Annotated in this window: 19 protein-coding genes; 12 read left to right on the top strand and 7 right to left on the bottom strand. The window is 66.1% G+C overall.

Going from position 1 to position 25,174, the window contains the following annotated elements; all coding sequences use genetic code 11:
* Nucleotides 1-13 precede the first annotated feature (13 nt).
* The 5 genes from RTU05_RS04445 to RTU05_RS04465 form a co-directional block, all read right to left on the bottom strand.
* Nucleotides 14-1,261, bottom strand: coding sequence for a hypothetical protein (locus RTU05_RS04445; protein ID WP_312596089.1), 1,248 nt, complete (start codon nucleotides 1,259-1,261; stop codon nucleotides 14-16).
* On the bottom strand, nucleotides 1,210-1,956 hold the full coding sequence (locus RTU05_RS04450; RefSeq protein ID WP_312596091.1) for a hypothetical protein: 747 nt from the start codon (nucleotides 1,954-1,956) through the stop codon (nucleotides 1,210-1,212). Before RTU05_RS04450 ends, RTU05_RS04445 begins: the two co-directional genes overlap by 52 nt.
* A gap of 137 nt (nucleotides 1,957-2,093) precedes the next feature.
* Nucleotides 2,094-2,378: a hypothetical protein gene (locus RTU05_RS04455; protein ID WP_312596093.1), complete on the bottom strand. Its 285-nt coding sequence runs from the start codon at nucleotides 2,376-2,378 to the stop codon at nucleotides 2,094-2,096.
* On the bottom strand, nucleotides 2,375-2,980 hold the full coding sequence (locus tag RTU05_RS04460; RefSeq protein ID WP_312596095.1) for an isochorismatase family cysteine hydrolase: 606 nt from the start codon (nucleotides 2,978-2,980) through the stop codon (nucleotides 2,375-2,377). Before RTU05_RS04460 ends, RTU05_RS04455 begins: the two co-directional genes overlap by 4 nt.
* 437 nt (nucleotides 2,981-3,417) lie before the next feature.
* Nucleotides 3,418-3,960, bottom strand: coding sequence for a DUF1826 domain-containing protein (locus RTU05_RS04465; RefSeq protein ID WP_312596097.1), 543 nt, complete (start codon nucleotides 3,958-3,960; stop codon nucleotides 3,418-3,420).
* Between the two features lie 107 nt (nucleotides 3,961-4,067).
* On the opposite strand from RTU05_RS04465, the gene zigA reads away from it, so the two are divergent.
* The gene (gene zigA, locus RTU05_RS04470; RefSeq protein ID WP_312596099.1) at nucleotides 4,068-5,285 is read left to right on the top strand and encodes a zinc metallochaperone GTPase ZigA; all 1,218 of its coding nucleotides are present in this window, start codon (nucleotides 4,068-4,070) and stop codon (nucleotides 5,283-5,285) included.
* Between the two features lie 436 nt (nucleotides 5,286-5,721).
* Here zigA and RTU05_RS04475 read toward each other — a convergent pair whose 3' ends face one another.
* Both RTU05_RS04475 and RTU05_RS04480 read right to left on the bottom strand, forming a co-directional pair.
* Nucleotides 5,722-9,765 (bottom strand): YadA-like family protein, encoded by a 4,044-nt coding sequence (locus RTU05_RS04475; protein WP_312596101.1) that lies wholly within the window; start codon nucleotides 9,763-9,765, stop codon nucleotides 5,722-5,724.
* A 323-nt stretch (nucleotides 9,766-10,088) separates the two neighbouring features.
* Nucleotides 10,089-11,855, bottom strand: a complete 1,767-nt coding sequence (locus RTU05_RS04480) for a PAS domain-containing protein (protein ID WP_312596103.1) — start codon at nucleotides 11,853-11,855, stop codon at nucleotides 10,089-10,091.
* Between the two features lie 309 nt (nucleotides 11,856-12,164).
* Between RTU05_RS04480 and RTU05_RS04485 the strand changes: the two genes are divergently transcribed.
* The 11 genes from RTU05_RS04485 (at nucleotide 12,165) to RTU05_RS04535 (ending at nucleotide 24,997) form a co-directional block, all read left to right on the top strand.
* On the top strand, nucleotides 12,165-13,310 hold the full coding sequence (locus RTU05_RS04485) for a DUF3182 family protein (protein ID WP_312596105.1): 1,146 nt from the start codon (nucleotides 12,165-12,167) through the stop codon (nucleotides 13,308-13,310).
* Complete coding sequence (locus tag RTU05_RS04490; RefSeq protein WP_312596107.1) at nucleotides 13,307-14,065, top strand: alpha/beta fold hydrolase; 759 nt, start codon at nucleotides 13,307-13,309, stop codon at nucleotides 14,063-14,065. Before RTU05_RS04485 ends, RTU05_RS04490 begins: the two co-directional genes overlap by 4 nt.
* A 280-nt stretch (nucleotides 14,066-14,345) precedes the next feature.
* The gene (locus RTU05_RS04495) at nucleotides 14,346-16,856 is read left to right on the top strand and encodes a TonB-dependent receptor domain-containing protein (protein ID WP_312596109.1); all 2,511 of its coding nucleotides are present in this window, start codon (nucleotides 14,346-14,348) and stop codon (nucleotides 16,854-16,856) included.
* A 30-nt stretch (nucleotides 16,857-16,886) separates the two neighbouring features.
* Nucleotides 16,887-18,929, top strand: coding sequence for a M14 family zinc carboxypeptidase (locus RTU05_RS04500; protein ID WP_312596111.1), 2,043 nt, complete (start codon nucleotides 16,887-16,889; stop codon nucleotides 18,927-18,929).
* A gap of 45 nt (nucleotides 18,930-18,974) precedes the next feature.
* Nucleotides 18,975-19,478 (top strand): hypothetical protein, encoded by a 504-nt coding sequence (locus RTU05_RS04505; protein ID WP_312596113.1) that lies wholly within the window; start codon nucleotides 18,975-18,977, stop codon nucleotides 19,476-19,478.
* 326 nt (nucleotides 19,479-19,804) lie between these two features.
* Nucleotides 19,805-20,965, top strand: coding sequence for an aminotransferase (locus RTU05_RS04510; RefSeq protein ID WP_312596115.1), 1,161 nt, complete (start codon nucleotides 19,805-19,807; stop codon nucleotides 20,963-20,965).
* 307 nt (nucleotides 20,966-21,272) lie between these two features.
* Nucleotides 21,273-22,208, top strand: a complete 936-nt coding sequence (locus RTU05_RS04515; RefSeq protein WP_312596117.1) for a LysR substrate-binding domain-containing protein — start codon at nucleotides 21,273-21,275, stop codon at nucleotides 22,206-22,208.
* The gene (locus RTU05_RS04520) at nucleotides 22,205-22,441 is read left to right on the top strand and encodes a DUF6356 family protein (RefSeq protein WP_312596119.1); all 237 of its coding nucleotides are present in this window, start codon (nucleotides 22,205-22,207) and stop codon (nucleotides 22,439-22,441) included. Before RTU05_RS04515 ends, RTU05_RS04520 begins: the two co-directional genes overlap by 4 nt.
* 96 nt (nucleotides 22,442-22,537) lie before the next feature.
* Nucleotides 22,538-23,527, top strand: a complete 990-nt coding sequence (locus RTU05_RS04525; RefSeq protein ID WP_312596120.1) for an ATP-binding cassette domain-containing protein — start codon at nucleotides 22,538-22,540, stop codon at nucleotides 23,525-23,527.
* The gene (locus RTU05_RS04530) at nucleotides 23,527-24,186 is read left to right on the top strand and encodes a methionine ABC transporter permease (RefSeq protein WP_312596122.1); all 660 of its coding nucleotides are present in this window, start codon (nucleotides 23,527-23,529) and stop codon (nucleotides 24,184-24,186) included. Before RTU05_RS04525 ends, RTU05_RS04530 begins: the two co-directional genes overlap by 1 nt.
* A 16-nt stretch (nucleotides 24,187-24,202) precedes the next feature.
* Nucleotides 24,203-24,997: a MetQ/NlpA family ABC transporter substrate-binding protein gene (locus RTU05_RS04535; protein WP_312596124.1), complete on the top strand. Its 795-nt coding sequence runs from the start codon at nucleotides 24,203-24,205 to the stop codon at nucleotides 24,995-24,997.
* The last annotated feature ends 177 nt before the right edge of the window (nucleotides 24,998-25,174 follow it).

The raw sequence follows: 25,174 nt of genomic DNA on the forward strand, positions 1-25,174 counted from the left end.
CCTGTCCTGCCGGTCAGAGCGAGGTGAGGGTGGCCCGCGCCCCATGCTCGGCGTTCAGGCGAACGCATCGGTCGCCCAGCCATATCCGCTCAATCGTGATGGCCTTCCAGCCCGACGGCAATATGGCGGCCCGCGTCGGCCAGGCCGTCGGCTCGCCTCGCGCCTCCAGGCCCGTCAGACCATAGATCAGCCCCATCAGCATGCCGCCCAGATTGGCGAAAAAGGGGCCTGCCGCCGTTTCGCTGTCCGGATGGTCCGGACGGTATTCCAGGCATTGGTGGAAACGGCCGGCGTCATAGGCGGCGTATCCGGCTTCGAACAGCTCAAGGGCCGACGCCCGGTCCCCCGCCATCGCGGCCCAGGCGGCATAGAGCGCCGGGAACATCGGCGCGCCGACATAGGCCTGCCAGTGAGACAGATAGAGTTCGAGCGTCCGGCGCGCCGTCGCTGGCTCGGCTCGGTGTCCGTCGGGAAACAGACCCGCCAACGGCGAGGGCGTCGCGCCCTTGGGCTCGTCGACGCGGAAGTCGTCGTGGGCCGCGATCGCTCCGTCCGACCGGATCGGAAGATACAGGTTTTCGCGAATGGCTTGCCATGATGCGGGCGGGGTTCGTCCCAGGGACCGCGCGGCGTCGATGGCTCGCGACAGCACATCGTCGGCCAACATCAAGGTGAAGGCGTCGTTGTCCGGTGGATCGGAAACCTCCGCCGGTCCCGTGGCGCGTTTCAGTTCGTAGCCGCGGCCCGTCAGGGTCAATCGACTGACGATCCAGTCCCCGACGCCTTCCAACACGGGCCAGGCCTGTTCGCGCAAGAAGGCCTCGTCCCCGGTGGCGTCGGCGAACAGGCCGAAGGCGCGCGCCACGTGTAGAGAGCCGTGATCCTCATGCGCGGCCCCCGAACCGCCGCCGGGCGTCGCCTCCTGCCCCGTCAAAGGCGCCGCTTCCCACGGGGACTGAAGACCCTGACGACCGGACAGCCGCGCATTAGACGCCGCCGCCGCTAGGCCGCGCGATCGAAAGTCCAGCAAGGCGCGCGCCGCATCAGGTTGGCTCAGGATCAAAGGCGGCACGCAGAAGGCGTCGATGTCCCACATCACATGGCCGAAATAGTAGGAGTAGTCGCGCCAGGCGGCCAGGCCGAAGATCGAGGTCGCGGCGGGCGAGGCGGCGTGGACCGAGCTGTTCAGATAGAAGAAGGCCGCGTCGATCAGGGCTGATGCGTCGGCTCTGCGCCCGTCACGACGATCCGAGCCCGCCACAGCTCACGCCAGGCGTTGCGGTTGCGGGAACGCAGCAGCTCGAACCCGGTCTGCGCCGCGCGCGAGACCCGACGCACCGCCTCTTCGTCGGGTCGCGCATGGATCAGGGATGGAACCAGGGCCGCCATCTGCCGCAGGCGCGCGCCGAGCTTGCCTACCCGGCCCAAATCGTAGGTGGTTTGCAGCGGGCCTGACGCATCCCAGCGCGTCACGTCACGTCCGGCCGCCGGCTCCGCCTCCGTCCACAGCGCGATCCCGCAGGTCGACAGGTCGCCTTCGGTCGACCACAGCAGAGAGCCGTCGCAGGCGGGTTCTGTCTCTCCGGGCGTGTCGGTTCGGCGCCGAACAATCCGCCCTCGCAGATCAGCGGTCGAGGTTCGGGCGCGCAGGCGGATGTGGCATGGCGCGTCTGGCCGCACGGAGACCTCCTGCATGACCACGGCCGGCGCCGTGCGGCTGGCGAAGGTGACGACCTCGATATCGGCGATCACGCCGGCCATATGGGCGCGCCAGCGGCTGGTCAGTTCGGCGGTCGCGAAATCATAGGTTTGGCGCAGGTCGCCCACGCACCAGGGCTGGTCCGACAGCCAGACGCCATTGATGCAAACATCGGCTTCCAGCGGATAGGGGACGGGCGCGCCGGCCTCGATACGGCGTTCCGGGTCTTCGCCGACGACGCCGTTGACAATGGTCATGCCCGGGGCGAGCGCCATCTCCCGTACGCGCAATCCGATCATGCCGTTGGCCACATAGGCGGGAAGTGCGCCATCTCGGGCGCCGCGCTCTTCCGGCGGACTGATCGGTCGCCAGTCCGGAACGGATTTGCCGGTCGTCATTCCCGCCGCGCTTGCGCTGGGGCGGGGAAGACATCGACTCCCGCCTCGACTAGCTGGGCGATAAGGTCGGATGGTCCGTCATTGACCGAGGCGGTCGTTGAAGGCGGGCATTCAGCGATCAGCACACCGTCGCGCCACAGGGCGAGGGCCGCGCCATTAAGTTCGGCGCGCTGGCGGGCTTGGTGCATGGCGTCGGTGATGTCGGCCGCGATCAGCGTCTCGGGATCCTCGCCCTCAACGTAGCGAATCTGGTAGCCGAGAATGGACGGGCCGGACTTCATCCGCGCCAGCTCGACAGCACCTCTTGGCTGTCCGCAGTTTCCACCTGCTGGCTGAATCGGTCGCTGTAGAGGGCGAGCAGGTTGTCGTGCGGCCCATCGGCCGAACTGCAAACTGCATCCGTGATCACGACCACGCGATAGCCGAGATCGACGGCCCCCAGCACGGCGGCGAGAACGCACACATCGGTTTCGGCGCCGGTGATCAGGATCGTGTCGACGCCGGCGTGCTGCAATTTTTCGTGCAGCGCGGCACCGAACCAGGGCGAATAGGCGCGCTTGTCCACCACACGCTCGTGCCGCGCAAATCGCTGAAGGGGCGGGGCGAGGTCGATCAGGCCCGGGTCAAGCGCTTCGAGCGTCATCGACGACCAGTGTTCCCAGTAGCCGACCCATGCGCCGACGGCGTCGGCTGGGTTGGCGGCGGGAATGAAGCGGGTGAACCAGACGCGATCCGGTCGGGCTTCGCAAAGCTCGACAATGACCGGCAGAATGCATTCCGCCCACGGCGCTCGCCATTCTGTGGTTTCCACGAACAGTCGCTGCATATCGATACAGAGATGCGCGGCGTTGGAAGGTATCGGTTTTTTCAGACCGGCGGTCATGATCGCAAATTGTCGGGGCAGGGCGGTTCACCGGAGTGGTGTTCGATCGCGCCGTTTTCGACCTCCGCGCGAGAAAACACTTCTTCCTGACCGTCTTCGAGAAGTTCGTCCTCCAAGCCTCCCAAGCCCCCTTGGGCCAAGCTGCGTCGAGAGTCGGCTTTGATCGGGCGGGCAGGCGGATTCGAGGTCATGATCCAAGTCTCGCGGCGAGCGTCGATGTGATGAAAACCGCAACGCCAAGTCGCGGTTTCCTGTGTCCGTTTCCGGCCTCAAGGTTGCGGAGCGTTGATCCATGTGAAAGCGGCCGCCGGCCAGGCGTCGCTGGAAGCGAAGGCGCTTCTTTGGATCGCCCATTCTAGCGCGGGCGAAATCCTCACCCTGATTGATATTCCGCCTAAGTGGAGGCGACGAAGCTCACTCTGACACCACCGAAGCCGCTAACCCTCAGGCTGCAAGACGTCGATGGTCAGCACCCGCCGGATCGCCTTGCGGCTGGCCGGCGGGGAGCGATGCAGCACGACAGGAAACTCGGGCCAGCACTCCCAGCCTGGCGCCGAACCTTTCAGGATGGCGATATCGCCGGGGTGCAGGGTGCGGATACGACCCCGTGTTTCGGCGCGGCGGGCGTCCATATCCTCGCCGAGATCGCTAGCGAAAGCCCATTCCGTGCCCGGTCCTTCGTAGGTCGCGATCAGTCGCACGGAGATCGCATCCTGGTGAAACCGGGGGCAGACGCGCGTGGTCGCCGTGCCGAAGCGCGCCCGCCATGTCCGGCCGCCGCTGACGGCGGACAGGATGTCGCCCAGCCCCAGGATGTCGTTCATCAGCCAGCCGGGCGCCGGTCCCGACGAAGCGATCCGCAGGCCGTTCCACACGGCCTCGAAGTCGTCCGGTCCGTCGACCTCGGCTGGCGCCGGACGAGACCAGACCGCCATCCTGACCTGGGGTTCGACCAGGGTGGTGAAGACCGTGGGACTCATCCCCTGAACGACAGCGCCAACCGCCATAAAAACCTTGATGTCTATATATGTTATAACATAACATTCGCTTCTAGCCGCCTCGCTGTCAGGCTTCAAGAGAGATCGTCATGTCCGCCTTTCCCAAATTGCCCGTCACAGTCCTGTCCGGCTTTCTCGGGGCCGGGAAGACGACCCTGTTGAACCACGTGCTGGCCAATCGCGACGGCTTGAGGGTCGCGGTGATCGTCAACGACATGAGCGAGGTGAACATCGACGCGGCCCTGGTGCGCGACGGCGGCGGCGCGGACCTGTCGCGCACCGAGGAGCGGCTGGTGGAGATGTCGAACGGCTGCATTTGCTGCACCCTGCGCGAGGATCTGCTGATCGAGGTGGGTAAGCTGGCGCGCGAGAGGCGGTTCGACCACCTGCTTATCGAATCCACCGGAATCTCCGAGCCGATGCCGGTCGCCGCCACCTTCGACTTCCGCGACGAGGGCGGCTTCAGCCTGTCGGATCTGGCGCGGATCGACACCATGGCGACGGTGGTGGACGCCTTCAACTTCCACCGCGACTATCCCTCCACCGACCGGCTGAAGGCCCGCGGCGAACACATGGGCGAGGACGACGAGCGCACGGTCGCCAATCTGCTGATCGACCAGATCGAGTTCGCCGACGTCATCGTGCTGAACAAGGTCGACCTGCTGGACGAGACGCAGAAGGGCGTGCTGCGGGCCATGCTGGGCCAGTTCAACCCCCGCGCCCGGATCGTAGAGGCGGTGCGCGGCGCCGTCCCGTTGAGGGCGGTGATCGGTACGGGCCTGTTCGACATGGCGCGCGCCGAACAGGCGGCCGGCTGGTCTCAGGCCCTGCGCGGGGAGGTCACGCCCGAGACCCAGGAATATGGCGTCTCCACCTTTGTCTATCGGGCGCGCAGGCCCTTCCACCCGCGCCGTTTCCATGACCTTCTGCACCGGGAATGGCCGGGCGTCTGGCGCTCCAAGGGCTTCTTCTGGCTGGCCAGCCGCATGGATTATGTGGGGTCCTGGAGTCAGGCCGGCGCCGTGACCGAACATGAGTGGGGCGGCCTGTGGTGGGCCTCGGCGCCGCGCGACCGCTGGCCCGACGACGACGCGGACTGGTTGAAATCGATCGAAGCGATCTGGCGCCGCCCCTATGGCGACCGGCGTCAGGAGATCGTGCTGATCGGCAAGGACATGAATCGCGACCTGCTGACCTCGATGTTCGACGCGGCCCTTCTGACCCGGTTCGAGATGGAGCGCGGGCCCAAGGGCTGGGCCAAGTTCGACGACCCCTTCCCCCACTGGGGACCGCGCGCCGCCGCTTGATAAAAGCCCCGGTCGTGCCGTTGCCGCTCTCGTCGGCGGATCGGCAGGTGAAAGTTCCCAGCCCGATTGTTTCCGCTTCGGAGCGGTCGTTTTCGTCTTCTGGATCTGGGGCATCTCGCAGATCGGGATCGCCGCCGCGAGACATCGTCGGCCGTCAGAAGGTCCGAGGTTCAGCTGCGATCCGATCTCGGTCAGAGGAGCCAAACGACGGCTGATGTCTGCGACCGGTCCGGCGTTGCCTGAGCATCTCATGGTAGCAGTCAGCCAGTTCCAGGAGCTGAAGATCTGTCAGCCTGTCGCCTGCCGCAATGAAGCGGACCTTCATCGCTGCGAAATCGTCGTCGTTCATCGCGGAAAAGCGAGGGGATGCGTGCTGTCTCTAATCCGTTGCGTTGACGAAAAGGAGCGGGGGAAGCCTCCATTTCCCCGCCCCGTGTCAGAACCGCCAGCCGACGCCGGCGTTGGCGCCGACGTGGTTCTGGGTGTCGAAGGTGGCGCCGGCCCGGAAGACCATGGAGCCGTCGCCCAGGGCGCGGGAATAGCCCATGGCCATGGCCGACTGGCCCTCGTAGGTTCCGTAGCCGACCGCGAACATCGACTTTCCGCGCTCGGCGATCTGCGGCATCCCGGCCGCCGCCAGGGCGCCCGCCGTGCCGGCGAAGGCCAGCTTGCGAACTTCCTGAACGTTGTAGTTGACCGCCGCCAGCCGCATGTCGGTGTAGGTGTTCGACTGCTGGATCGCTTCGTTCATGCTCTCCCGCAGTTGGAGCACATTGACGGCGTCGGTGTCGACGACCCCAGCCGCGACGTTGCTTACGGTGACGGCAGGTCCGTTGCTGCGGCCCAGGACGACACGGGTCTGGCCTTGATCGGCGTACTGAAGCGAGTTCTGACCCAGAGCGAGCGCGTTGTCGGCCGTCGTCTGGGCCGTCGCGACGGCCTGGTTGGTCTGGAAAAGCTGTGATCCGTTGATCGCCTCTGTAGAGGTGGCTGTAACCGCGCCGGCCGCGACATTGTTTAGCGTCACCGGGGCGGTGGCGTCGCCGCCCTGGAAGGTGATGCTGTTCGTGCGACCGCCGTTCGCGTCGGTGTCGTACTGGACCGCATTGGTCGCCGCGAAGGCCAGTTGATAGATTTGGCCGCCGTTGACGGCGTCGGTGGAGCCGGCGGCGATACGGCCGTTGGCGACATTATGCAGGCCCACCGCGCCGCCGCTGGCGCCGACCAGGGTCAGGTCGTCGGAGCGGACGCCGCCGTTCGGCGTCTCGGGATCATCGCCGTCGCTATATTGCACGGGGCCCAGGCCGCCGTTGGCGATGTTGTTGGTCAGATTGGTGATCGCCGTGGTGTTGAGCGCGACCTGCGTGTTGGTGGCGTGCAGTTGCGATCCGTTGACCGCGTCCGTCGAGGTCGCGTTGACCTGCCCTGCGGCGACATTGGTGATGGTCGTGCCGTTGGCCCCTGCAAGGGTCAGGGTGTCGCGGGTGGTCGTGTCGTAGGACACGGCGGTCCCCGCCAAGGCATCTACGCGGTTCGAGACGCCTTGAAGTTGGGCGACATTGACCGCATCGGTCGCCGCCGTGCCCGCGGCGACGTTGGTCAGCTGCCGTTCGGCGCCCGCCGAGCCGAACGACACCGACCCGACCGAGGATTGCAAGCCCGTGACACCCAGGGCGACGTAATCGGTCTGGGCGGTGCGATCCGCAAGGCTGCCTGCGCCAAGAGCGATGCTGTTGTCGGCGACAGCCTGGGCTTCAGGGCCGACGGCGACGCCGTCCTGACCTTGAGCAGTCGCCGGAGCCAGGTTGGAGTTGACGGCCAGATAGGCGCTGGAGCCGCCGCCGACCGGAGCCGCCGACAGGGCGTTCAGGAAGGCCTGGATGCTGGCGTATCGGACGCCTTGGTAGGTGATGGCGACGTCCAGGGTGTTGGTCAGCGGATTGAAGGCGGAGCCGCCGCCGAAGCCGGTGGCGAGGCTCTGGCCGAGCGCGAAGGCCTGGCCTCCGTTCACCGCATCGGTTGACCCGGTCGCAATCAGGCCGGCCGCGACGTTATGCAGGCCCACCGGACCGGTCAGGGCGCCGACGAGCGTTACGTCGTTGGTGGCGACGCCGCCGTTCGGAACCGTCGGATCGGCGGCGTTCGAATACTGCACCACGCCGACCGCGCCATTGTTCAGATTGTTGGTGATCGTCGTGATGGCGGTCGTATTGGTGACGATGTCGGCGGTGTTGTCCGCCACCTGGGCGTTGGTCGCGAACAGCTGGGCGCCGTTGACCGCTTCGGTCGAGGCCGCGCTGAGCTCGCCGGCCGCCACGTTGCTGATAGTGGTGCCGGCGGCGCCGGCCAGCGTCAGGGTGTCGAAGCTGGGATCGTCGTAGACGACCGCCAATGCCGACACCGCGGCGATATTTGCGATGGCGTCGGTATTCAGGGCCACCTGGGTGTTTGTGGCGAACAGTTGGGCGCCGTTGACGGCCTCGTCGGAGTTGGCGTCCAGGGCGCCTGCGGCGACATTGGCGAGCACGGTCCCGTTGACGCCGGCCAAGGTCACGCGACCGGCAAGTAGGTCGTCATACATCACGGCCGTGTCGGACAGGGAGCCGAGATTGGTGGTCAGATTGGTGATGGCGCTCGTATTGATGTCGACCTGGGCGTTGGTGGCGAACAGTTGGGCGCCGTTCACGGCCTCGTCGGAGTTGGCGTTCAGCGCGCCGGCTGCGACATTGGCGAGAACCGTGCCGTTGACGCCGGCCAGGGTCACGCGACCGGCCAGCAGGTCGTCATACATCACAGCCGTGTCGGACAGGGCGCTGAGATCCGTCCCTATATTGCTGATGGCCGTGGTGTTCAGCGACACCTGGGCGTTGGTGGCGAACAGTTGGGCGCCGTTGACGGCCTCGGTCGAGGTCGCGTTCAGGGCGCCGGCTGCGACATTGGCGAGAACCGTGCCGTTGACGCCGGCCAGGGTCACGCGACCGGCCAGCAGGTCGTCATACATCACAGCCGTGTCGGACAGGGCGCTGAGATCCGTCCCTAGATTGGTGATGGCCGTGGTGTTCAGCGAAACCTGGGTGTTGGTCGCGAACAGCTGGGCGCCGTTGACGGCCTGGGTGGAGCCGGCGGCGAGGTCGCCCGCCGACACATTGGAAATGACCGTGCCCCCGACGCCGGCCAACGTCAGGCTGGCCGCCGTGGGATCGTCATAGGCGACGGCGATGTCGGCCAAGACCTGCAGGTCGTTCGAGACGCCAAGCAGCTGGCCGACATTCACCGCGTCTGTCAGCTCTGAGCCGGCCGCGACATGCGTTAGCTGACGCTCCGAACCGACGCCGCCAAGCGACACTTCGCCAGCGGAGGTCTGTAGCGCATTGAGACCAAGGGCGGCATAGCCAGCCAGGGCCCCGCGATCGGCGAGGCTGGCGGCGCCCAGGGCCACGCTGTTGTCGGCGGCGGCAGAGGCGGCCGGTCCGACGGCTGTGGCGTTGACGCCCGCGGCAAGCGCCCCGCCCAGGGCGGAGTTGACCGCCAGGAAGGGCGTTCCGCCGCCGGGCGCGGCGAGGATTGCATCAAGCGCCTGTTGCACCGTGCTGTAGACCACGCCGTCGTAGGTCAGGCCGATGTTGATCGTGCTCGTCGCGGGATCGAAGGCGGTGCTTCCGCCGATTTCCGCGGCCAAGCTGGATCCCAGGCCGAACAATTGGCCGCCCGTCACGGCGTCGGTCGAGCCGGCGGCCAGCTGGCCCAGCGTCAGATTGGTGATCCGCGTTCCGCCAAGCCCCCCAAGCGTCAGGACCGAGGCGCTGAGATCGTCATAGGTGACAGCCAAGTCGGCCAGAGCCTGAAGGTTGGTCGACACCCCACGCAACTGGCCGACGTTGACCGCATCTGTGTCGTCTGAGCCGGCGGCGATGTTGGTAAGCTGACGTTCCGCCCCGGCCGCGCCGAAAGACACCTCGCCGACCGAGGTCTGAAGCGTGGACAGTCCCGTCGCCGCATAGTCGGCGAGTGCGCCCCTCAGGGCGGCGCTGCTGGCGCCCAGCGCCAGGCTGTTGGACACGCCGACAGAGGCGTCGGCGCCCAGGGCGACGGACCGCCCCGCATTAGCGAGCACGCGCGCCGTGCGACCCAGGGCGATTGCGTCGGCCGAAGTGGCCGCAGTGCGAGAGCCGTTGCCGAAGGCGATGGAGTTGAGCTCGCCGGCGATGGCGACCGCGCCGCCAGAGCCCAGCCCGGTGATCCGGTTGCCGCCGATGGAAATCCCCGCCTCGTTGGAGAGGGTGAAGGCGTCGGCCTGGTTAATGCAGCTATTGGCTGCATCGACGACATTGCCGTTCACGTCGAGCACGCGCAACGTGATGTCCCGCCCGCGGGCGGCGTCGTCGAGCAGCGTGGTCGCGTTGAGCGCCAGGCGCGGGGCCAAAACCGACAATAGGCCGTTGACGCTGTTTTCGATGGGGCTGGCGATGCCCGTGATCACAGGGCGTATAACGTCGGTGACCGCGGACCTTGGGAGCGCGACGCCCGTGCAGATGTCCACGATGCTTGTCTGCGCCCGTGCCGGCGCGGCGGCGAATACGCCAAGAGGCAAGACTGCGCCCAAGGCGTAGAGGGCGGCGACCAGCAGCCGCGTCGCCAAGTTTGCGCCCCTCAATGTCGGCAGTCTGTCGAGCGTCGAATGAGTTTGCATTCCTAACCTCCCAGCGTCGGAAGGCGCAGAGGCGGCTCCCGACTGGAGAGGCTAATGCCCGCTCGGACACAATCGTGACGTGTTTTCGAATCCCTAGATGTCGCGCGAGGGTTCTACTTTCGAACAGTCTTCGATTTGATCGGGTAGGGCCGTTCCGGCGTGAAAAGGTCTGTCGCCTGGCTGACCGTGCGCAGTCCCAGTTTGTCCAAAGCCTTTCCGCGATGATAGTCGACCGTCCTGGGACTAAGCTTTAATGCGCGCCCGATCGTCTTGGACGTACCGCCCCCGACGGCCAGGGACAGGATCTCCTGCTCGCGGTCCGAAAGCCTGGAAATCGCCTCCCTGGCAGCTCTACTAGGCAGGTCGTCGAGCGCGTTGAAATCGTGATATTTTTCGGTGTGTTTCAGGATCGCCGAGACGTTGCTGTCGTCATTATCCGAATAGGACATCAGATCGGTCACTCCGGCTTGATGCAGGGTGATGATGGCGCTCGGCGACGCCGCAGGATCTCCGAGTACGACCAGCGGAACGGGGGGCCATGTCCGCTTGACGCGGTCAGCCATCTCCAGGATGTCCGCGACGGTCGAGGACGAGCAGTAGAGGATCGCGTTCGTCGTCTTTCGGGTGCGGGGTGCGGATGGAAGGCTCACAACCGTCTGGACTGTGATCCCGGCATCTTGCAAGCGACGCGCGAGCGGCTGGCCGCGATCCGTAGGGTCGATCATGAGGATTTCGGTGCGGGGAAGCGCTCGGATCGCGCTTTCACCGACGAACATCCGGATTGCGCCATCGCCTTGGATCACCGGATGGGCCACATCGTCGACGGCGAGAACATCCCCGTTTCGGGCGAGAACGCGGTAGCTCAACGCCATGGGCTGACCGGCTTGAAGCATCCGACGCGCCGACTCGTAAGCGGGGCGATCCACTTCGAAAACGGCGGCGAGCTGATCGGACCAGGTCACGCGAGCGCTCCGTTCATCCGGCCAGCCCGCCTGAGCATTCGCACCGAGGTAGTCGCGTGCGCCATCGGCGGCGTCGGCGGTCCAGAGGAAACGCCGCGGTGAGGGCGAAGATGTCGCCTCGAGCAGTTCCGTGGCCGCTGAGTGCCATTCGGTCAGCGCTCTCGATTCGTCGAACTGGGGCGACGCCCGGATATCGAACCATCGGTAGTCGCCGGCGACGTCCCTCAGGCGGTGCCGGCTTTCGAAGGGCTCGGCGAGGGCGACCGATCTGCCCCAGGTCGCCACCACCTGGTCGCGCTCTGTCGGGTGGAGCCAGCCGACCCATCCTTGCGCCTTGGCCTGCGCCAGACCCACGCCGAGATAGGTTTGTGCGCGGGTGTTCATCCAGCGGACGACGCCACGGGCGTCCAGACGCCAGAGAAAGAGCGGCGCAATATCCGCCAGGGATTGGAGGCGGCTTTCCGCTGTGTTCAGTCGCGCGCGCAGAGACCTTTCCTCGGTCACGTCGCGACAGACGCCGAGAAGGGCGAGGGGTTTGCCGCCGCGAGAGACCGGCGTGATCGCTACGGTCAACCAGGTTTCTTGAGCGCCGCCTGGACGATCGACGTGAAGGTGGAGATCGGTCGCCGATGTCTGCTCGTCCGCCCATCCCCGTTCGAATGCGGCGGAAAGCTGTGCGGCGAGAGACGGCGCGACGTCCTCAACCTTCGCGCCCTGAATGGCGGATGGGGAGAGCAGGAGGTCCCGGAAGCCCGCATTGAAGTAGGTCGCTTCACCGCGCCCGACGACGATGAAGGTTGGAAAGGCTTGCCGGAGCAGCAGTTCGACCGATCGGATCAGCCAACTTTGCTCGTCGGGGTTCGGACCGTCGGTCCTGCCGGCCGCCTGTTCGAATCCTTCCGCCATCGCGTTTATCATTCGCCGTCTCCGTGGATCAGCGTTACCCATGTTATTGTGCAACTTGAGGTAATCGACGTCCGGCCGACAAGTTCCTGCGCGGCGTCACAGCGGCGGGATCGATGTCGAACGTGCCGAAACGTAATCCGACACCGGTACGATATCGAACATCGCCCCCGCCCGTCCGCCTGCCGTCGGCCCGCTTGAGCGACTATCCAGCCGCGTGCTGCCAGAGGCTGATCAGTTTCAGCGTCCACAAAAAGAATGGTCCGGCGTTCTGAACCGTTGAGGCGTGTTCGGGTTGACCTTCGACAGGAGGCGCCAACCGCCATGACCTTCGTCGATTCGCTCGGCATCGCCCCGATGCCTTCCTTCACGAACGCCGCGGCGCTTGCGGCCATCGCGCTCTTCGATCCGGCTGGGCACAATCCGGGAAACCTGCACGACCAGGCGTCGAGACAGATGCTTGTCTCACGCCTCGCGGCCCTTCTGCGGCTCCCTGTCGTCGACCTCGTTTCGGAGGCCGAAGACATCGGCCCCGACGTCCTGCTGGTTCCACGTGACACCTTGATCGGCGAGGACATGGCGTCGCGGACCGCCTTCACATCGGCCAATCTGCTGGGGGGCAAGGTCCCTCTTAGGTTTATCGCCACCAAGGCGATCACGCATGGTCTGATCCACCGGGACGCGGCTTGCCCGGCGGGTTGGTCCGCCGCCATGGCCGATCGTCTGGGCGACGCTGCTTTGGACGGCTACACCGCCTTCACCGCCGCGGACGCGATGGAAGCTGGCCGCCGCCTTCTGGAGACCGGACCCGTCCGCATCAAGGACGTGCTGGCCAAGGCCGGTCTGGGCCAGACCGTCGTGGAGACCCCGCAGGCGCTCGCCTCTGTCATCGCCGAACAGGACGAAGCGCAGATCGGCGCCTTCGGCGTCGTGCTCGAGGAAAACCTGGTCGGCGCGGAGACCTACAGCGTTGGAACCCTCTCAGTCGGCGGATTGCGCATCAGCTACGTGGGCGACCAACGCGAAACCACGGACCACAAGGGACGCGAGGTTTACGGCGGGTCCAGGCTCAAATGCGTCAGAGGCGATCTCGACCGTCTGACCCACCTCGGATTGTCGCGTGAAGCGGTCGAAGCGGTGCGTTGCGCGGCCGTGTTCGACGACGCGGCCCAGCGCGCCTATCCGGATCTGATCCTGACCCGGCGGAACTACGACGTCCTCGCCGGCAAGGACGCGCGAGGCCGCAGGCGCGTCGGCGTGCTTGAGCAGTCCTGGCGTGTCGGCGGCGCGACCGGCGCCGAGATCGCCGCCCTTGAAGCCTTTGCGGCCTCCCCGGAACTTACGGCGGTCGAAACCGCAACGGTGGAGGTCTATGGCCTCGAAGAGGTCGGCCCGGACGATGTGATCTATTTCCGGGGGGTCGATCCAAAGGTCGGGCCGATGACGAAATATGTGACGAGGACAGCGTGATCGCGCCTGAAGAGGTCGATGAAGGGCGCGTTCGACTTTCGGTCGACGGACAGCGGTTGACGGGCACGCTCCTGACGCCCGAAGCGCCCGTGCCGGGCTTTCTGTTCGTCCACGGATGGGGCGGCGACCAGGATGAAGACCTCGGCCTCGCCGAGGAACTCGCGCGCCTGGGCTGCATCTGTTTCACATTCGACCTCAGGGGCCATGCCGACAGCGATGCGAGCCGAGACGAGGTCACTCGGCAGAATGGTCTGGACGACGTGACGGCCGCCTATGATTATCTGGCTTCTCGGCCGCTGATCGATCCGGGCGCGATCGGCGTGATCGGCACAAGCTACGGGGGCTATCTGTCGACTCTGCTGACGAAGACGAGGGCGGTGCGTTGGTTGGCGCTGCGTGTCCCGGCCCTCTATCCGGATCAGCACTGGAACGTGCCCAAGGCCAAGCTCGATAAGGCGGCGGTGCGCGCCTACAGACAACAGCGCCGGACTCCGGGAGAAGACAGGGCGCTCGCCGCCTGCGCGGCGTTCCAGGGCGATGTCCTGATCGTGCAGTCGGGCAAGGATGATCGTATTCCGCCAGAAGTGATCGCGTCCTACCAGGCCGCTTTCAAGGACGTGAATTCCTTCAGCCACAGGATCATGCCCGATGCCACCCATGCGATGCGGGACCCGGCCGATCAGCGGTTGTACGCCACCCTGCTGATCAACTGGGTGGAGGAAATGGTGCGCGCGAGCCGCAGGTCATACCGGTGAGTATGGCGCCACCCTTCTGACGAGAGTGGGTCAACGCCAGGTAGAGACGCCTGTGTCGTTTTGAATTTCTAACGTTCAGTCAGCCGAACTCACAGGGCTTGCGGCGAAAATACGGCTTAGGTCGCGGTCCCTCCGCAGCTTCTCACATAGTCTCTACATGTCGAAATACGCCACGGCGCTTCTCTCCAGCGCCGCGATCCTAGGTTTGCCCGCGCTTGCGCATGCTCAGTCCGCTGCTCCCGCTCAGGCGACCACTGAAAGTGCGACTGTGGCCGATGTCGTGGTCACTGGATCCAACATCAGACGCGCGGCGGCGGAGGGCATAAATCCTGTGCAGGTCATCGGGCGTGAGGAACTGGACACGTCCGGCAAGGTCACGGTCGCCGATCTGCTGCGTTCGATCTCGGCCAACACCGGCAACTCGTCGAACGAGACCAGCAATAGCGGCTGGGCCTCGGGTTCGGCGGGCATCGGTTTGCGCGGCCTGTCGCAGAAGAACACCCTGGTGCTGCTGAACGGCCGCCGGGTGGCCAACTACGGCTTTCCATCAGGCGGCCTTTCGGACACCTTCGTCAATCTGAACGCCCTGCCCATGGTCGCAACCCAGAGGCTTGAGGTGCTGAAGGACGGGGCCTCGGCGGTCTATGGTTCTGACGCGGTGGCCGGGGTGGTCAATGTCATCACCCGCCAGGACTTCCAGGGACTGGAAGTCGGCGGCAGTTATGGCACGTCCGACGCCGGGGGGCTGGACACCTGGCAGGGCAAGATCGTCGGCGGCTATGGCGATCTGGAGGACGATGGTTTCAATGTTCTGGTGAGCCTGGAAGCCTATACCCGCCAGCGGCTGGATCAGGACGAACGGGATCTGACCCGGTCGGGCGTCTATTCCGGCCCCGGCGGCCGCTGGAACGGCTGGAGCGCCAAGGGCACGCGCTTCCTTATCAACGGCGCATCCGTTCCGTTCGTCGATCCCGAGGGCGCCTGCCCGCAGGGCATGGTCCTGACCGCCAGCGCGCCCATCGATGGCCTGGCGGGGAACACCTGCGCCATCAATCTGGCGCCCTATACGACACTGATCCCGTCGACCGACCGCTATCAGGCCTACGTCCATGCGACCGCCCGTGTCGCGCCGGGAATCGAGGCCTTCGGCGAACTGCTCTACAGCCATATCGAGGGGACATCGATATTCGGCTCCAGTCCCTATTTCACGCTGGAGGCCGGGCGGTTCGCGCTGAACGCCCGGACCGGTCTGGCCGAGCCGGTTTCGAACCTGCTGCCGGCGAACAACCTCTACAATCCTTATGGCCGCGCCGTGCCGATCGAATACACCTTCTTCGACCTGGGTCAGTCGTTGAAGACCAATACGTCGCAGGCCTATCGCGCATTGGGCGGTTTGCGCGGGACCGGCGACCGCTTCGATTGGGAGGTGGCCGTCTTCGCCAGCGCCAGCCGCGAACGTGGGCGCGTCGCGGCCGGTTTCGCCAATCGTTTCACCTTGGCCGACTCGCTGGCGGACGGCACGCTGAACCTGTGGGAGCCAAACGCGACGCCGCAGGCCGTCCTGGACGGCATCCGATTGAGCACCCTGCGTCCGGCGGATTCGACGCTCTATGGGGCGGACTTCAAGATTTCAGGCGAGGTGTTGGCGTTGCCGGCTGGCCCAATCGGCTATGCGGCGGGGATCGAGTACCGGCACGAATCTCTGGAATCGCGCAATCCGCGCGAGATCGACGCAGGCCTTCAGGTGCGCCCTGCGATTGCGGCGGTGGATGGCGAACGCGATGTGGCGGCCGTCTATGTCGAGGCCAACGTTCCCGTGCTGTCGAACCTGGACGTCCAGATCGCGGGTCGTGGCGACCATTACAGCGACTTCGGCGAGGCCTTCTCGCCCAAGGTCGGGTTGCGCTGGCGGGCGCATGACGCCGTGTTGGTGCGCGCCTCCGCGTCGCGGGGTTTCCGGGCGCCTTCGCTGTCGGAGAACTCGGCCTCGACCAACATCTCCTATGGTTCGGTCGTCGACCCGTTCGATCCCGACATTCCCGGCTCGCGCCAAAGCCCGACCTTCTTCACCGTCGGCAACACTGATCTGGAGCCGGAAAAGACGCGGTCCTTCAACATCGGCGTGGTGTTCACGCCGACGCGCGACACCATCCTGAGCGTGGACTGGTATCTGGTCGAGCTGGACCATCTTGTCGGGACCAACAACACCACCAGCATCGTTCAGGCCAACAATCCCGCCGATGTCGTTCGTGATGGGCGCGGCAAGCTGGTGGCGGTTTACAACCGCTATCAGAACCTGAGCGAACTGAAGACCTCGGGCGTTGATGTCGAGTTTAGCCAGCGCTGGCGCACCGACCGTTGGGGCGATTTCGCCCTGCAGACGGCCTATACCCATGTCATCGACTATCGCCGTCCGGTCACCGTCGGCGGGCCGCTGGTCGACTATGCGGGCACGAACCGGGGCGCCAGCCTGCCCGCGGACAAGGCCACGACCCGCGCCGGATGGTCCAGGGGTGATCTGGAAGCGGATCTGACCTGGTACTACACCAGCGGCTATGACCTGGTTCCGGTCGTGGCGGGCCAGTCCAGCGTCGACGCCTATAATCAGTTCGACCTCTACCTCTGCTGGTCCGGGCTCGAGAACGCCAAGCTCTACCTCAAGGTCGAGAACATCGCCGACGAACAGCCGCCTTATGACGGCTCATTCCCCGGTATTCGTGCGCCCTACGACTTCAGCCAGTACGACCTGCGCGGCCGCCAATTCCGTATCGGCTTCGACTACCGGTTCTGATCGTCTCTCATTTTTTCTTTATAGGTTCTCATGTTGAAAGCCCTGATGGGCGGCGTCGCCTCGGTGGTTCTGGCCGGTGTCGTCCTGTCTGCTGTTCCGGCGCCGGTCCTGGCCCAGTCCGACTATTACTTCCCGGCCGTCTCTTCTGCGGATCTGGATCAAGCCATCCCCAGCCCGGAGCAGTTTCTCGGCTATCCGATCGGCTCGCGCTATACGCGGCACGACCGGGTGGTCGAGTATCTGCGCGAACTCGACCGCCTGTCCGACCGGATCACGGTGCGCGAGATCGGTCGGTCTTATGAGGATCGGCCGCTGTTGGAGGTTATTGTCACCTCGGAGGCCAATCAGGCCCGGATCGAGACCCTGAAGGCCGCGCACGCGCGTGCGGCGGATCCCTCAGCGGCGCCGGATGCGACTGCGCCGGTGGTGGTCGGCCTCTATTACGGCGTCCACGGCAACGAGACCTCCAGCGGGGAGGCGGCGCTGCTTACGGCCTATTTTCTGGTTGCGGGGCGAAGTGCGGAGACGCGGGATTGGCTCGACAAGGCCGTCATCCTGATCGATCCGGTGCAGAACCCGGATGGTCGCGACCGCGCCGCCAACTGGCACAATGCCTGGGCCAGCAATCCGCCGGTCAGCGACCCCGCCGACAAGGAGCATGTCGAGCCGTTCCCGGCAGGCCGGACCAACCACTATTTCACAGATCTGAACCGCGACTGGCTGGCGGTCACCCAGCGTGAGACGGCGGCCAAGCTGGAGGTGTTTCACCAGTGGCTGCCCAACGTCCAGATCGACTTTCACGAGATGGGCGCCGGCAGCACCTATTATTTCGAACCCTCGCCGGCCAGCATGGAAAGCCCGCTGCTGCCCCGCGCGTCGTATGAGGCCAATGTGGTGTTGGCCCGGTATCACGCCCAGGCGCTGGATCGCCTAGGGTCGCTCTACTACACCAAGGAGAATTTCGACAATTTCTCCCCGGTGTACGGTTCGACCTACCCCGACTTCCATGGCGGGGTCGGGGTCACGGTCGAGCAGGCCAGTTCGCGCGGCCTGGTGCAGGACACCGACAACGGCCCGCTGGCGTTCCGCTTCACCATCCGCAACCAGACCGCCGTCGGCCTGGCCGCCATCCGCGGCGCGGTCGAGCAGCGCGACTATCTGCGCAACCTTCAACGCGACTTCTTCCGCTCGGCGGTGGAGCAGGGGCGCAGGCACGATCACGCGGCCTTCGTCTTCGGCGATCCCGCCAATCTTGGGCTTACCGCGCAGACGCTGGAGCTGCTGCAGCGGCACCGGATCCGAGTCTATCGTCTGGCCTCGGCGGTGAACCTGGATGGCCGCACCTTCCGGCCCGACAGCGCCTACGTCGTGCCTTCGGCCCAGTCGCAGTTTCGCCTGATCCATTCGATCTTCGAGCCGACGCCGGAGGTGAAGGGCGGCGTCTACGGCAGCACCTCTTACGGCATCGCCGACGCCTATGGTCTGGTGGTCGGACGTGCGCGCCGGGCGCCAGCCCTGGGCGAACAGGTCGCGGCGATCCCGCGCCACGTCGGCGGGGTGAAAGGGGCGGAGGCGGCCTATGCCTACGCCATCGACTGGCGCGACCTGAATGCGCCCGCCGTCCTGTCGGCCCTCCTGCGACAGGGGGTGTCGGTGCGCGCCGCCTTCCAGCCCTTCACCGCGCGTACGGCCGAAGGCGAGACGACCTTCGAGCGCGGCAGCCTGGTGGTGACCACGACAGGTCAGGAAAAGGACGCCGCGACCCTGAGGTCTCTGGTCGATGCGGCGTCGCGTCAGGCCGGCGTCGACGCCTGGAGCCTGGCGACCGGTCAGAGCCTTTCGGGTGTCGATCTGGGCAGCGACAGCGTGCGCCGCATTCGCACGCCGAAGATCGCCTTGATCATGGGTCAGGGTGTGAATGCGACCGAGATCGGCTCGACCTGGTTCGCGCTCAGCGAACGCCTGGCCTGGCCGGCGACCCGCCTGGACCCGTCGCAGATCGGCGGGGTCCCGCTTGACGATTATACGAGCATCGTCCTGGCCGGCGGTTCCTATGACGACTGGAGCGATTAGCGCATCGCCGCTCTCAAGGCCTGGGTCGAGGGTGGCGGGTCGCTGGTGACCTACGGCTCGGCCTCGGCCTGGGCTGTCGACAAGGGACTGGTCAAGACGAGGCCGAAGCCAGAAGCGGGCGCCCCGGCGGCCGCGACCCCGGCCGACCGTCTCAGCTTCGCCGATCAGCGCGACTGTCTGTCGGAGCAACGCACGTCCGGCAACGCCCTGTCGGCCGATGTGGACGTGACCCTTCCGCTCGCCTTCGGTCTGGCCGGCCGGTCGCTGGTGGTGAACAAGGAGACGGACGTCGTCTTGCGGCCGGTCGATGATCCCTTCGCCAACGTCGTGCGCATCGACGATCAGCCGCGCGTGAACGGCTATCTGGCCGAGGGTCTGCGCCGCGCAGTCGCTGGGTCGGTCTGGGCCCAGACGGTGCGCGCCGGGCGGGGCAATGTCGTGCTGTTCGCCGACGATCCGGCTCATCGCAAATATTGGTTGGGCACCGAGCGTCTTCTGATCAACGCCCTGTTCCTGTCCAACTATCTGACCCCCGCCGAGCGGCGGTGAGGCGCGCCGCCCGGACCGTCTATCGGTCCGGGCGGGTTGTCGTCTCGATTCGCCGGGGCTTATGGATCGTCCAACCGCCATGCGGCGCGCAGGCCGCGGCGACGCGCACACGGTCGAACGACACGGCGCCGCTGGAACGAGGGGACGGGCCGAAAGGCTTGGCGGACATGAGGGGCTCCTGTGACGTACCCACCCCGGCATCAGGCGCGCGCGGCGGTCGCCTCGCAATCCAGATCGACTGAAGCGGGCGGCAGGAAACCTAAAGCGTCGCTTTGCTTCGACGGGTCGGACTTGTCACCCCGTCCACGACAGGCTTGGGTGACGTCATGAGCGCTCATACCGTCTTCGCCGGCATGCCGGTCACCGTCTTCGAGACCATGTCGGGGCTTGCCCGCCAACACGGGGCGATCAATCAGGGGCAGGGGTTTCCGGACGCGCCCGGACCCGAGGCGCTGCGGCGCCTTGCAGCCGAAGCGGTGCTGAACGGGTCGAACCAGTATCCGCCGTCGCGCGGCGATCCAATTTTGCGCGAGGCTGTGATCGAGCATTATCGGCGCCTGCAGGGCGTGGACTTGGCGTTGGACGGCGTGGTCATAACCTCGGGCGCCACCGAGGCCCTGGCCGCGACTTTGCTGGCCCATGTCCGGCCCGGCGACGAGGTGATCATCTTGGAGCCGGCCTATGACGCCTATCGCCCCCTGATCGTGCGGGCGGGCGGGGTGGTGCGGGCCGTGACGCTGCAGCCGCCGGCGTGGCGGTTGACCGAGGCCGCGCTGGAGGCGGCGGTGGGCCCTCGCACGCGAATGGTGCTTGTCAACAACCCCCTGAACCCGGCTGCGCGGGTTTTCGACGCCGAGGAGATCGCGGCCCTGGCCCGCGTCTGCGTGCGGCGGGATCTGGTCGTCGTCAGCGATGAGGTGTGGGAGCATGTCGTCTTCGACGGGCGGCTTCATCGGCCGCTGCTCGCCGCGCCCGGTATGGCGGACCGGGTCGTCAAGATTGGCTCGGCAGGCAAGATGTTCGGCCTGACCGGATGGAAGGTCGGATTCGCTTGCGGTTCGCCCGACCTGATCGCGCCCTTGGCCAAGGCGCACCAGTTTTTGACCTTCTCCACCCCTCCCAATCTTCAGACCGCCGTGGCGGCGGGACTGGCCTGGCCACGGTCGTGGTTCGAGGACATGCGGGCCGGCCTGGGACGGTCGCGCGACCGGCTTTCGGCGGTCCTGACAGCCGAGGGCTATGTCGTCACGCCCAGCGAGGGCGCCTATTTCCTGTGTCTGGACCTGGCGGCGCCAGGGCTGGCGCTCGACGACACGGTTTTCTGTCGGCGGATCGTCGAGGAGTTCGGCGTCGCGGCCATTCCGTTGTCCGCTTTCGAGAATGAGCCCGTGACCCGCACCGTGACGCGCTTGTGTTTCGCCAAGGGCGACGCCGTGCTGGATGAAGCCGCCGAACGATTGGGGCGGGCAAGACGCGCCCTTCTCTGAATAGAAATTCTGGGCAGCGCGGCAATCGTTCTGCGATGGACGACGGACGGCCGGGCGCTATGACGGGGGCGTGGGCGCCTCGCAGCCGCACATTCTCGCACTAGGCCGCGCCCTTTTATCCCGGGGCGCGGTCTTTTTGATTTCAGGGGTCTGTCGCTGATAGCTGATCTTTACTCCAGGTCTTTGTCGGATCGGAAGAGCTTAGAGACTTCTCATTCGGTCGTAGTTTTTCTACAGGTTCGTCCATGGCGAACCCCTTTCTTTTCCCGCTCCCCGCGCGCACCGTGTCGGCGCCATCGAGCGCGTCATGAACCCGGCGTCCGACACCCGGCGTCTGCCGCCGCTGAATGCGCTGAAAGCCTTCGAGGCGGTGGCCAGGCTGTCCAGCGTATCGCTGGCCGCTCAGGAGTTGGGCGTCACGCCGGGGGCCGTCAGCCAGCAGGTCCGTTTGCTCGAGGATCACGCGGGCGCGCCCCTTATCCGTCGCGAGGCCGGGGGTCTCGCCCTGACCGATCTGGGCGAGCGGCTTCTGCCGGACTTGCGCGACGCCTTCGAACATCTGAAGCGCGCGGCGGATGTGGTCTATGGGCCGATGCAGCGGCAGTCCTTGGCGGTCAGCGTGCCGCCGTCCTTCGCCGTGCGCTGGCTGGTGCCGCGCATGGCGCGGTTCTCGGCCGAACACCCAGAGATCGAAATCTGGATATCGGCGGACATGAAACTGGCCGACATCGCCGGGGGACGCGCTGACGTCGCCGTGCGCTACGGACGGGGCGACTATGCGGGCGTGCGCAGCGAAGTTCTCATTGAAGCCGGGGTGATTCCGGTCTGCAGTCCCGCTCTGCTGGGGACCCTGCGCGGTCCCGCTGATTTGGCCAACCATACGCTGATCCATGTCGGACAAGGAACGCTGGAGGAGCCGCGGCCGGATTGGGCGGCCTGGCTGAAGTCGCGGCGGCTGGACCGGATCATCGACGCCGCGGCCGGCCCGCGCTTCGACCAGACGGCCTTCGCCATCGAGGACGCCGCGCGCGGGCGTGGGCTGGCCCTGGCGCCGCGCGCCTTCGTGGCCGAGGATCTGGCGTCTGGTCGGCTCGTGGCGCCATTCGCCGACGGCTATCTGGCGACAGACATGGCCTATTGGCTGGTCACGCGACGGGGTGTCCTGCGCTCCGAAGCTCAGGCTTTTATCGGCTGGTTGCGCGCAGAGGCCCGCGCCGACGCCGTGGTGGCGGACGAACTATGAGGGCCCGTCTGCTGTCGCTCTTCCTCCGTCATCCGGCCGAGCGTGACGAGACCTATTTGCAGCACTTCAAGGTCGCGGTCTCGATCGGCGGTCCCATGGTGCTGGCGGGTCTGGCCTGTGTTGTTCATGCGGTCCTTCCGTTCTGGTTCAAGACCACGGCGAGCCGAACCCTCGTGGTGCTCGCCGACAGGGTCCGGCGCGTGTCGCGGCCGACGTCTGTCGAGCGGGAATAGCCTCGCTGATCGATGCCAGCGCCTTGCGTCAGGCGCATTGTCCTTGCCTCTTATCCCGCCGCATCGCACTAGAACGCCCCAATGTCAGACCGATCCATGATCCAACTTGAAGGCGTCACCCGGCGCTTCCGCAGCGCCGTCGGAGATCGAACGGCTCTGGACGCCGTCGATCTGACCGTGGGGGAGGGCGAGGTGTTCGGCGTCGTCGGTCGGTCCGGGGCCGGCAAATCGACCCTTGTGCGGACCATCAATCTGCTGGAACGACCCGACGCCGGTCGGGTGTGGGTGGATGATCGCGACCTGATGGGACTGAAGCCTGCCGCGCTGCGCGCCGCGCGTCGCCGGATCGGCATGATCTTTCAGCATTTCAACCTGCTGCACAGCCGCACCATCCGTGACAACATCGCCCTGCCTCTGGCGCTGGAGGGGCGTTCTCGCCCGGAGATCGCGAGACGGGTCGACGAGTTGATGGCGCGGCTGGGCCTGTCCGAACACGCTCGCAAACATCCGGCGCAGTTGTCCGGCGGTCAAAAGCAGAGGGTCGGCATCGCTCGCGCCCTGGCCTGCGAACCGTCCATCCTGCTGTGCGACGAGGCGACCAGCGCGCTCGATCCCGAGACGACCGAAGACATCCTGTCCCTGCTGGACCAGCTGAACCGCGATCTGGGCCTGACCATGGTGTTGATCACCCACGAGATGGAGGTGGTGCGCCGGGTCTGCGACCGGGTGGCGGTGATGGAGGCGGGGCGGATCGTCGAGACCGGTGCGACCGCCGATGTCTTCCTGAACCCGCGGACGGCCGCCACACGAAGCCTGCTGGCCGAGGGCGAGAGCCATGCGGCGACCCCGCCTCCGGTTGGCGGCTTGGTGGCTCGCCTCGTGTTCCGGGGCGCGCGGACTTTCGAACCGGTGTTGAGCCGGATTTCGCGCGAAACCGGCGTCGATCACGCCATCCTGGCTGGCCGCATCGGTCGGTTCCGCGACCAGCCGTATGGCCAACTCGAGATTACGTTGGTGGGCGGCGATCCGCAGACGGCTCTCGCCCGACTGCGGGCGGCCGGCGTCGAAGTGGAGGTCGTATCCTGATGTTCGGATCAAACATCGACTGGACCATCGTGGGCGAGGCCGCGAGCGACACCCTGCTGATGCTCTTCGCCTCCCTCGTCATCACCGTCATCCTGGGCCTGCCGCTGGGCGTGGCGCTTTATGCGACAGGACGCGGGCGAATCCTCGAGAACCGCCTCGGCCATGCCCTGCTGTCCTTCGTGGTCAATGTGCTGCGCTCGGTCCCGTTCATCATCCTTCTGATCGTCATGCTGCCGGTGACCGTGCTGCTGGTCGGCACGTCCCTGGGCGTGGCCGGCGCCATTCCGCCGCTGGTCGTGGGGGCGGCGCCCTTCTATGCGCGGCTTGTTGAGACGGCCCTGCGCGAAGTCGAGCGCGGCATGATCGAGGCGACCCAGGCCATGGGCGGCTCGACCTGGCAGATCGTGCGGCGTGTCCTGCTTCCTGAAGCCCTGCCGGGGCTGATCGCCGGCGCCACCGTCACCGCCATCGCCTTGGTCGGCTATACGGCCATGGCCGGAGTGGTGGGGGCGGGCGGTCTGGGCGACCTGGCCATCCGGTTCGGTTATCAGAGGTTCCAAACCGACGTCATGGCGGTGACCGTAGTTCTGCTGCTCGTGATCGTACAAATTCTGCAAGCGCTCGGCGACCTCTGGGTGGCTAGGGTCTCCCACCGTTAAGTCGAAGGTTCTCTCCATGCTGCGTCGCGCGTTTCTCGCTTCCGCCCTCGTTCTCGCCCTGGCCGCCTGCGGCCGTCAGGCGCAGCAGAGTGAAGGGTCGCTGAAGGTCGGCGCGACCGCCGTGCCTCACGCAGAAATCCTTGAACAGGTGAAGCCGATCCTGGCTGCGGAGGGGATCGATCTGCAGATCATCGTCTTCAACGACTATGTTCAGCCTAACACCCAACTGGCCGAGAAGCGTCTGGACGCCAACTATTTCCAGACCAAGCCCTATCTGGACGAGTTCAACGCCGGGCGGGGTACATCCCTGGTCACCGTCGCCAGCGTCCATGTCGAGCCGCTGGGCGCCTATTCCCGCAAGTACAAGGCTCTTGCCGCCCTGCCGAACGGGGCCGAGATCGCCCTGCCGAACGACGCCTCCAACACCGGCCGCTCGCTCCTGCTGTTGCAGAGCGCCGGCCTCATCACCTTGAAGAAGGCCGCCGATCCGGTGCAGACGGTTGCCGACATTGCGGGAAATCCGCGCGGCTTCCGCTTCCGCGAACTCGAGGCCGCCACCCTGCCGCGCGTGCTGGATCAGGTCGATCTGGCGGTGATCAACACAAACTATGCGCTCGACGCTCGTCTGAGCCCGCGCAGCGACGCTCTCGCGCTGGAAGGTGGCGACAGCCCGTATGTGAACTACCTCGTCACGCGCACCGACAATCGCGACGACCCGCGCATCAGGGCCTTGGCCGCCGCCCTGACCAGCCAGACGATCAAGGACTACATCAGCCGGACCTATGGAGGGGCCGTCGTCCCGGCCAGATAGCGCCGAAAGTGGATCGGACGTCCGTCAATGTGCCGATCCAGACCACCTCGCCGGCGCAGCGGCGGGCCGTAACCAAAATGATGCGCGGCAATCCGGCGGGATTTTCCCGCACGCGGCGGGCGCACTCACCGGATACATTCCCTAAAACTGGGGCCGACGGCGTCGCATGGGTTGGAA

The organism is Brevundimonas sp. (assembly GCF_032017145.1).
GTDB lineage: Bacteria > Pseudomonadota > Alphaproteobacteria > Caulobacterales > Caulobacteraceae > Brevundimonas.

What these genes read in the sequence shown, in the direction of transcription:
- RTU05_RS04480 (WP_312596103.1), bottom strand. Translation starts at nt 11,855, where the DNA reads ATGATAAACGCGATGGCGGAAGGATTCGAACAGGCGGCCGGCAGGACC.
- RTU05_RS04460 (WP_312596095.1), bottom strand. Translation starts at nt 2,980, where the DNA reads ATGACCGCCGGTCTGAAAAAACCGATACCTTCCAACGCCGCGCATCTC.
- RTU05_RS04450 (WP_312596091.1), bottom strand. Translation starts at nt 1,956, where the DNA reads ATGACCATTGTCAACGGCGTCGTCGGCGAAGACCCGGAACGCCGTATC.
- RTU05_RS04525 (WP_312596120.1), top strand. Translation starts at nt 22,538, where the DNA reads ATGATCCAACTTGAAGGCGTCACCCGGCGCTTCCGCAGCGCCGTCGGA.
- zigA (WP_312596099.1), top strand. Translation starts at nt 4,068, where the DNA reads ATGTCCGCCTTTCCCAAATTGCCCGTCACAGTCCTGTCCGGCTTTCTC.
- RTU05_RS04520 (WP_312596119.1), top strand. Translation starts at nt 22,205, where the DNA reads ATGAGGGCCCGTCTGCTGTCGCTCTTCCTCCGTCATCCGGCCGAGCGT.
- RTU05_RS04455 (WP_312596093.1), bottom strand. Translation starts at nt 2,378, where the DNA reads ATGAAGTCCGGCCCGTCCATTCTCGGCTACCAGATTCGCTACGTTGAG.
- RTU05_RS04485 (WP_312596105.1), top strand. Translation starts at nt 12,165, where the DNA reads ATGACCTTCGTCGATTCGCTCGGCATCGCCCCGATGCCTTCCTTCACG.
- RTU05_RS04535 (WP_312596124.1), top strand. Translation starts at nt 24,203, where the DNA reads ATGCTGCGTCGCGCGTTTCTCGCTTCCGCCCTCGTTCTCGCCCTGGCC.
- RTU05_RS04500 (WP_312596111.1), top strand. Translation starts at nt 16,887, where the DNA reads ATGTTGAAAGCCCTGATGGGCGGCGTCGCCTCGGTGGTTCTGGCCGGT.
- RTU05_RS04530 (WP_312596122.1), top strand. Translation starts at nt 23,527, where the DNA reads ATGTTCGGATCAAACATCGACTGGACCATCGTGGGCGAGGCCGCGAGC.
- RTU05_RS04515 (WP_312596117.1), top strand. Translation starts at nt 21,273, where the DNA reads ATGAACCCGGCGTCCGACACCCGGCGTCTGCCGCCGCTGAATGCGCTG.
- RTU05_RS04510 (WP_312596115.1), top strand. Translation starts at nt 19,805, where the DNA reads ATGAGCGCTCATACCGTCTTCGCCGGCATGCCGGTCACCGTCTTCGAG.
- RTU05_RS04465 (WP_312596097.1), bottom strand. Translation starts at nt 3,960, where the DNA reads ATGAGTCCCACGGTCTTCACCACCCTGGTCGAACCCCAGGTCAGGATG.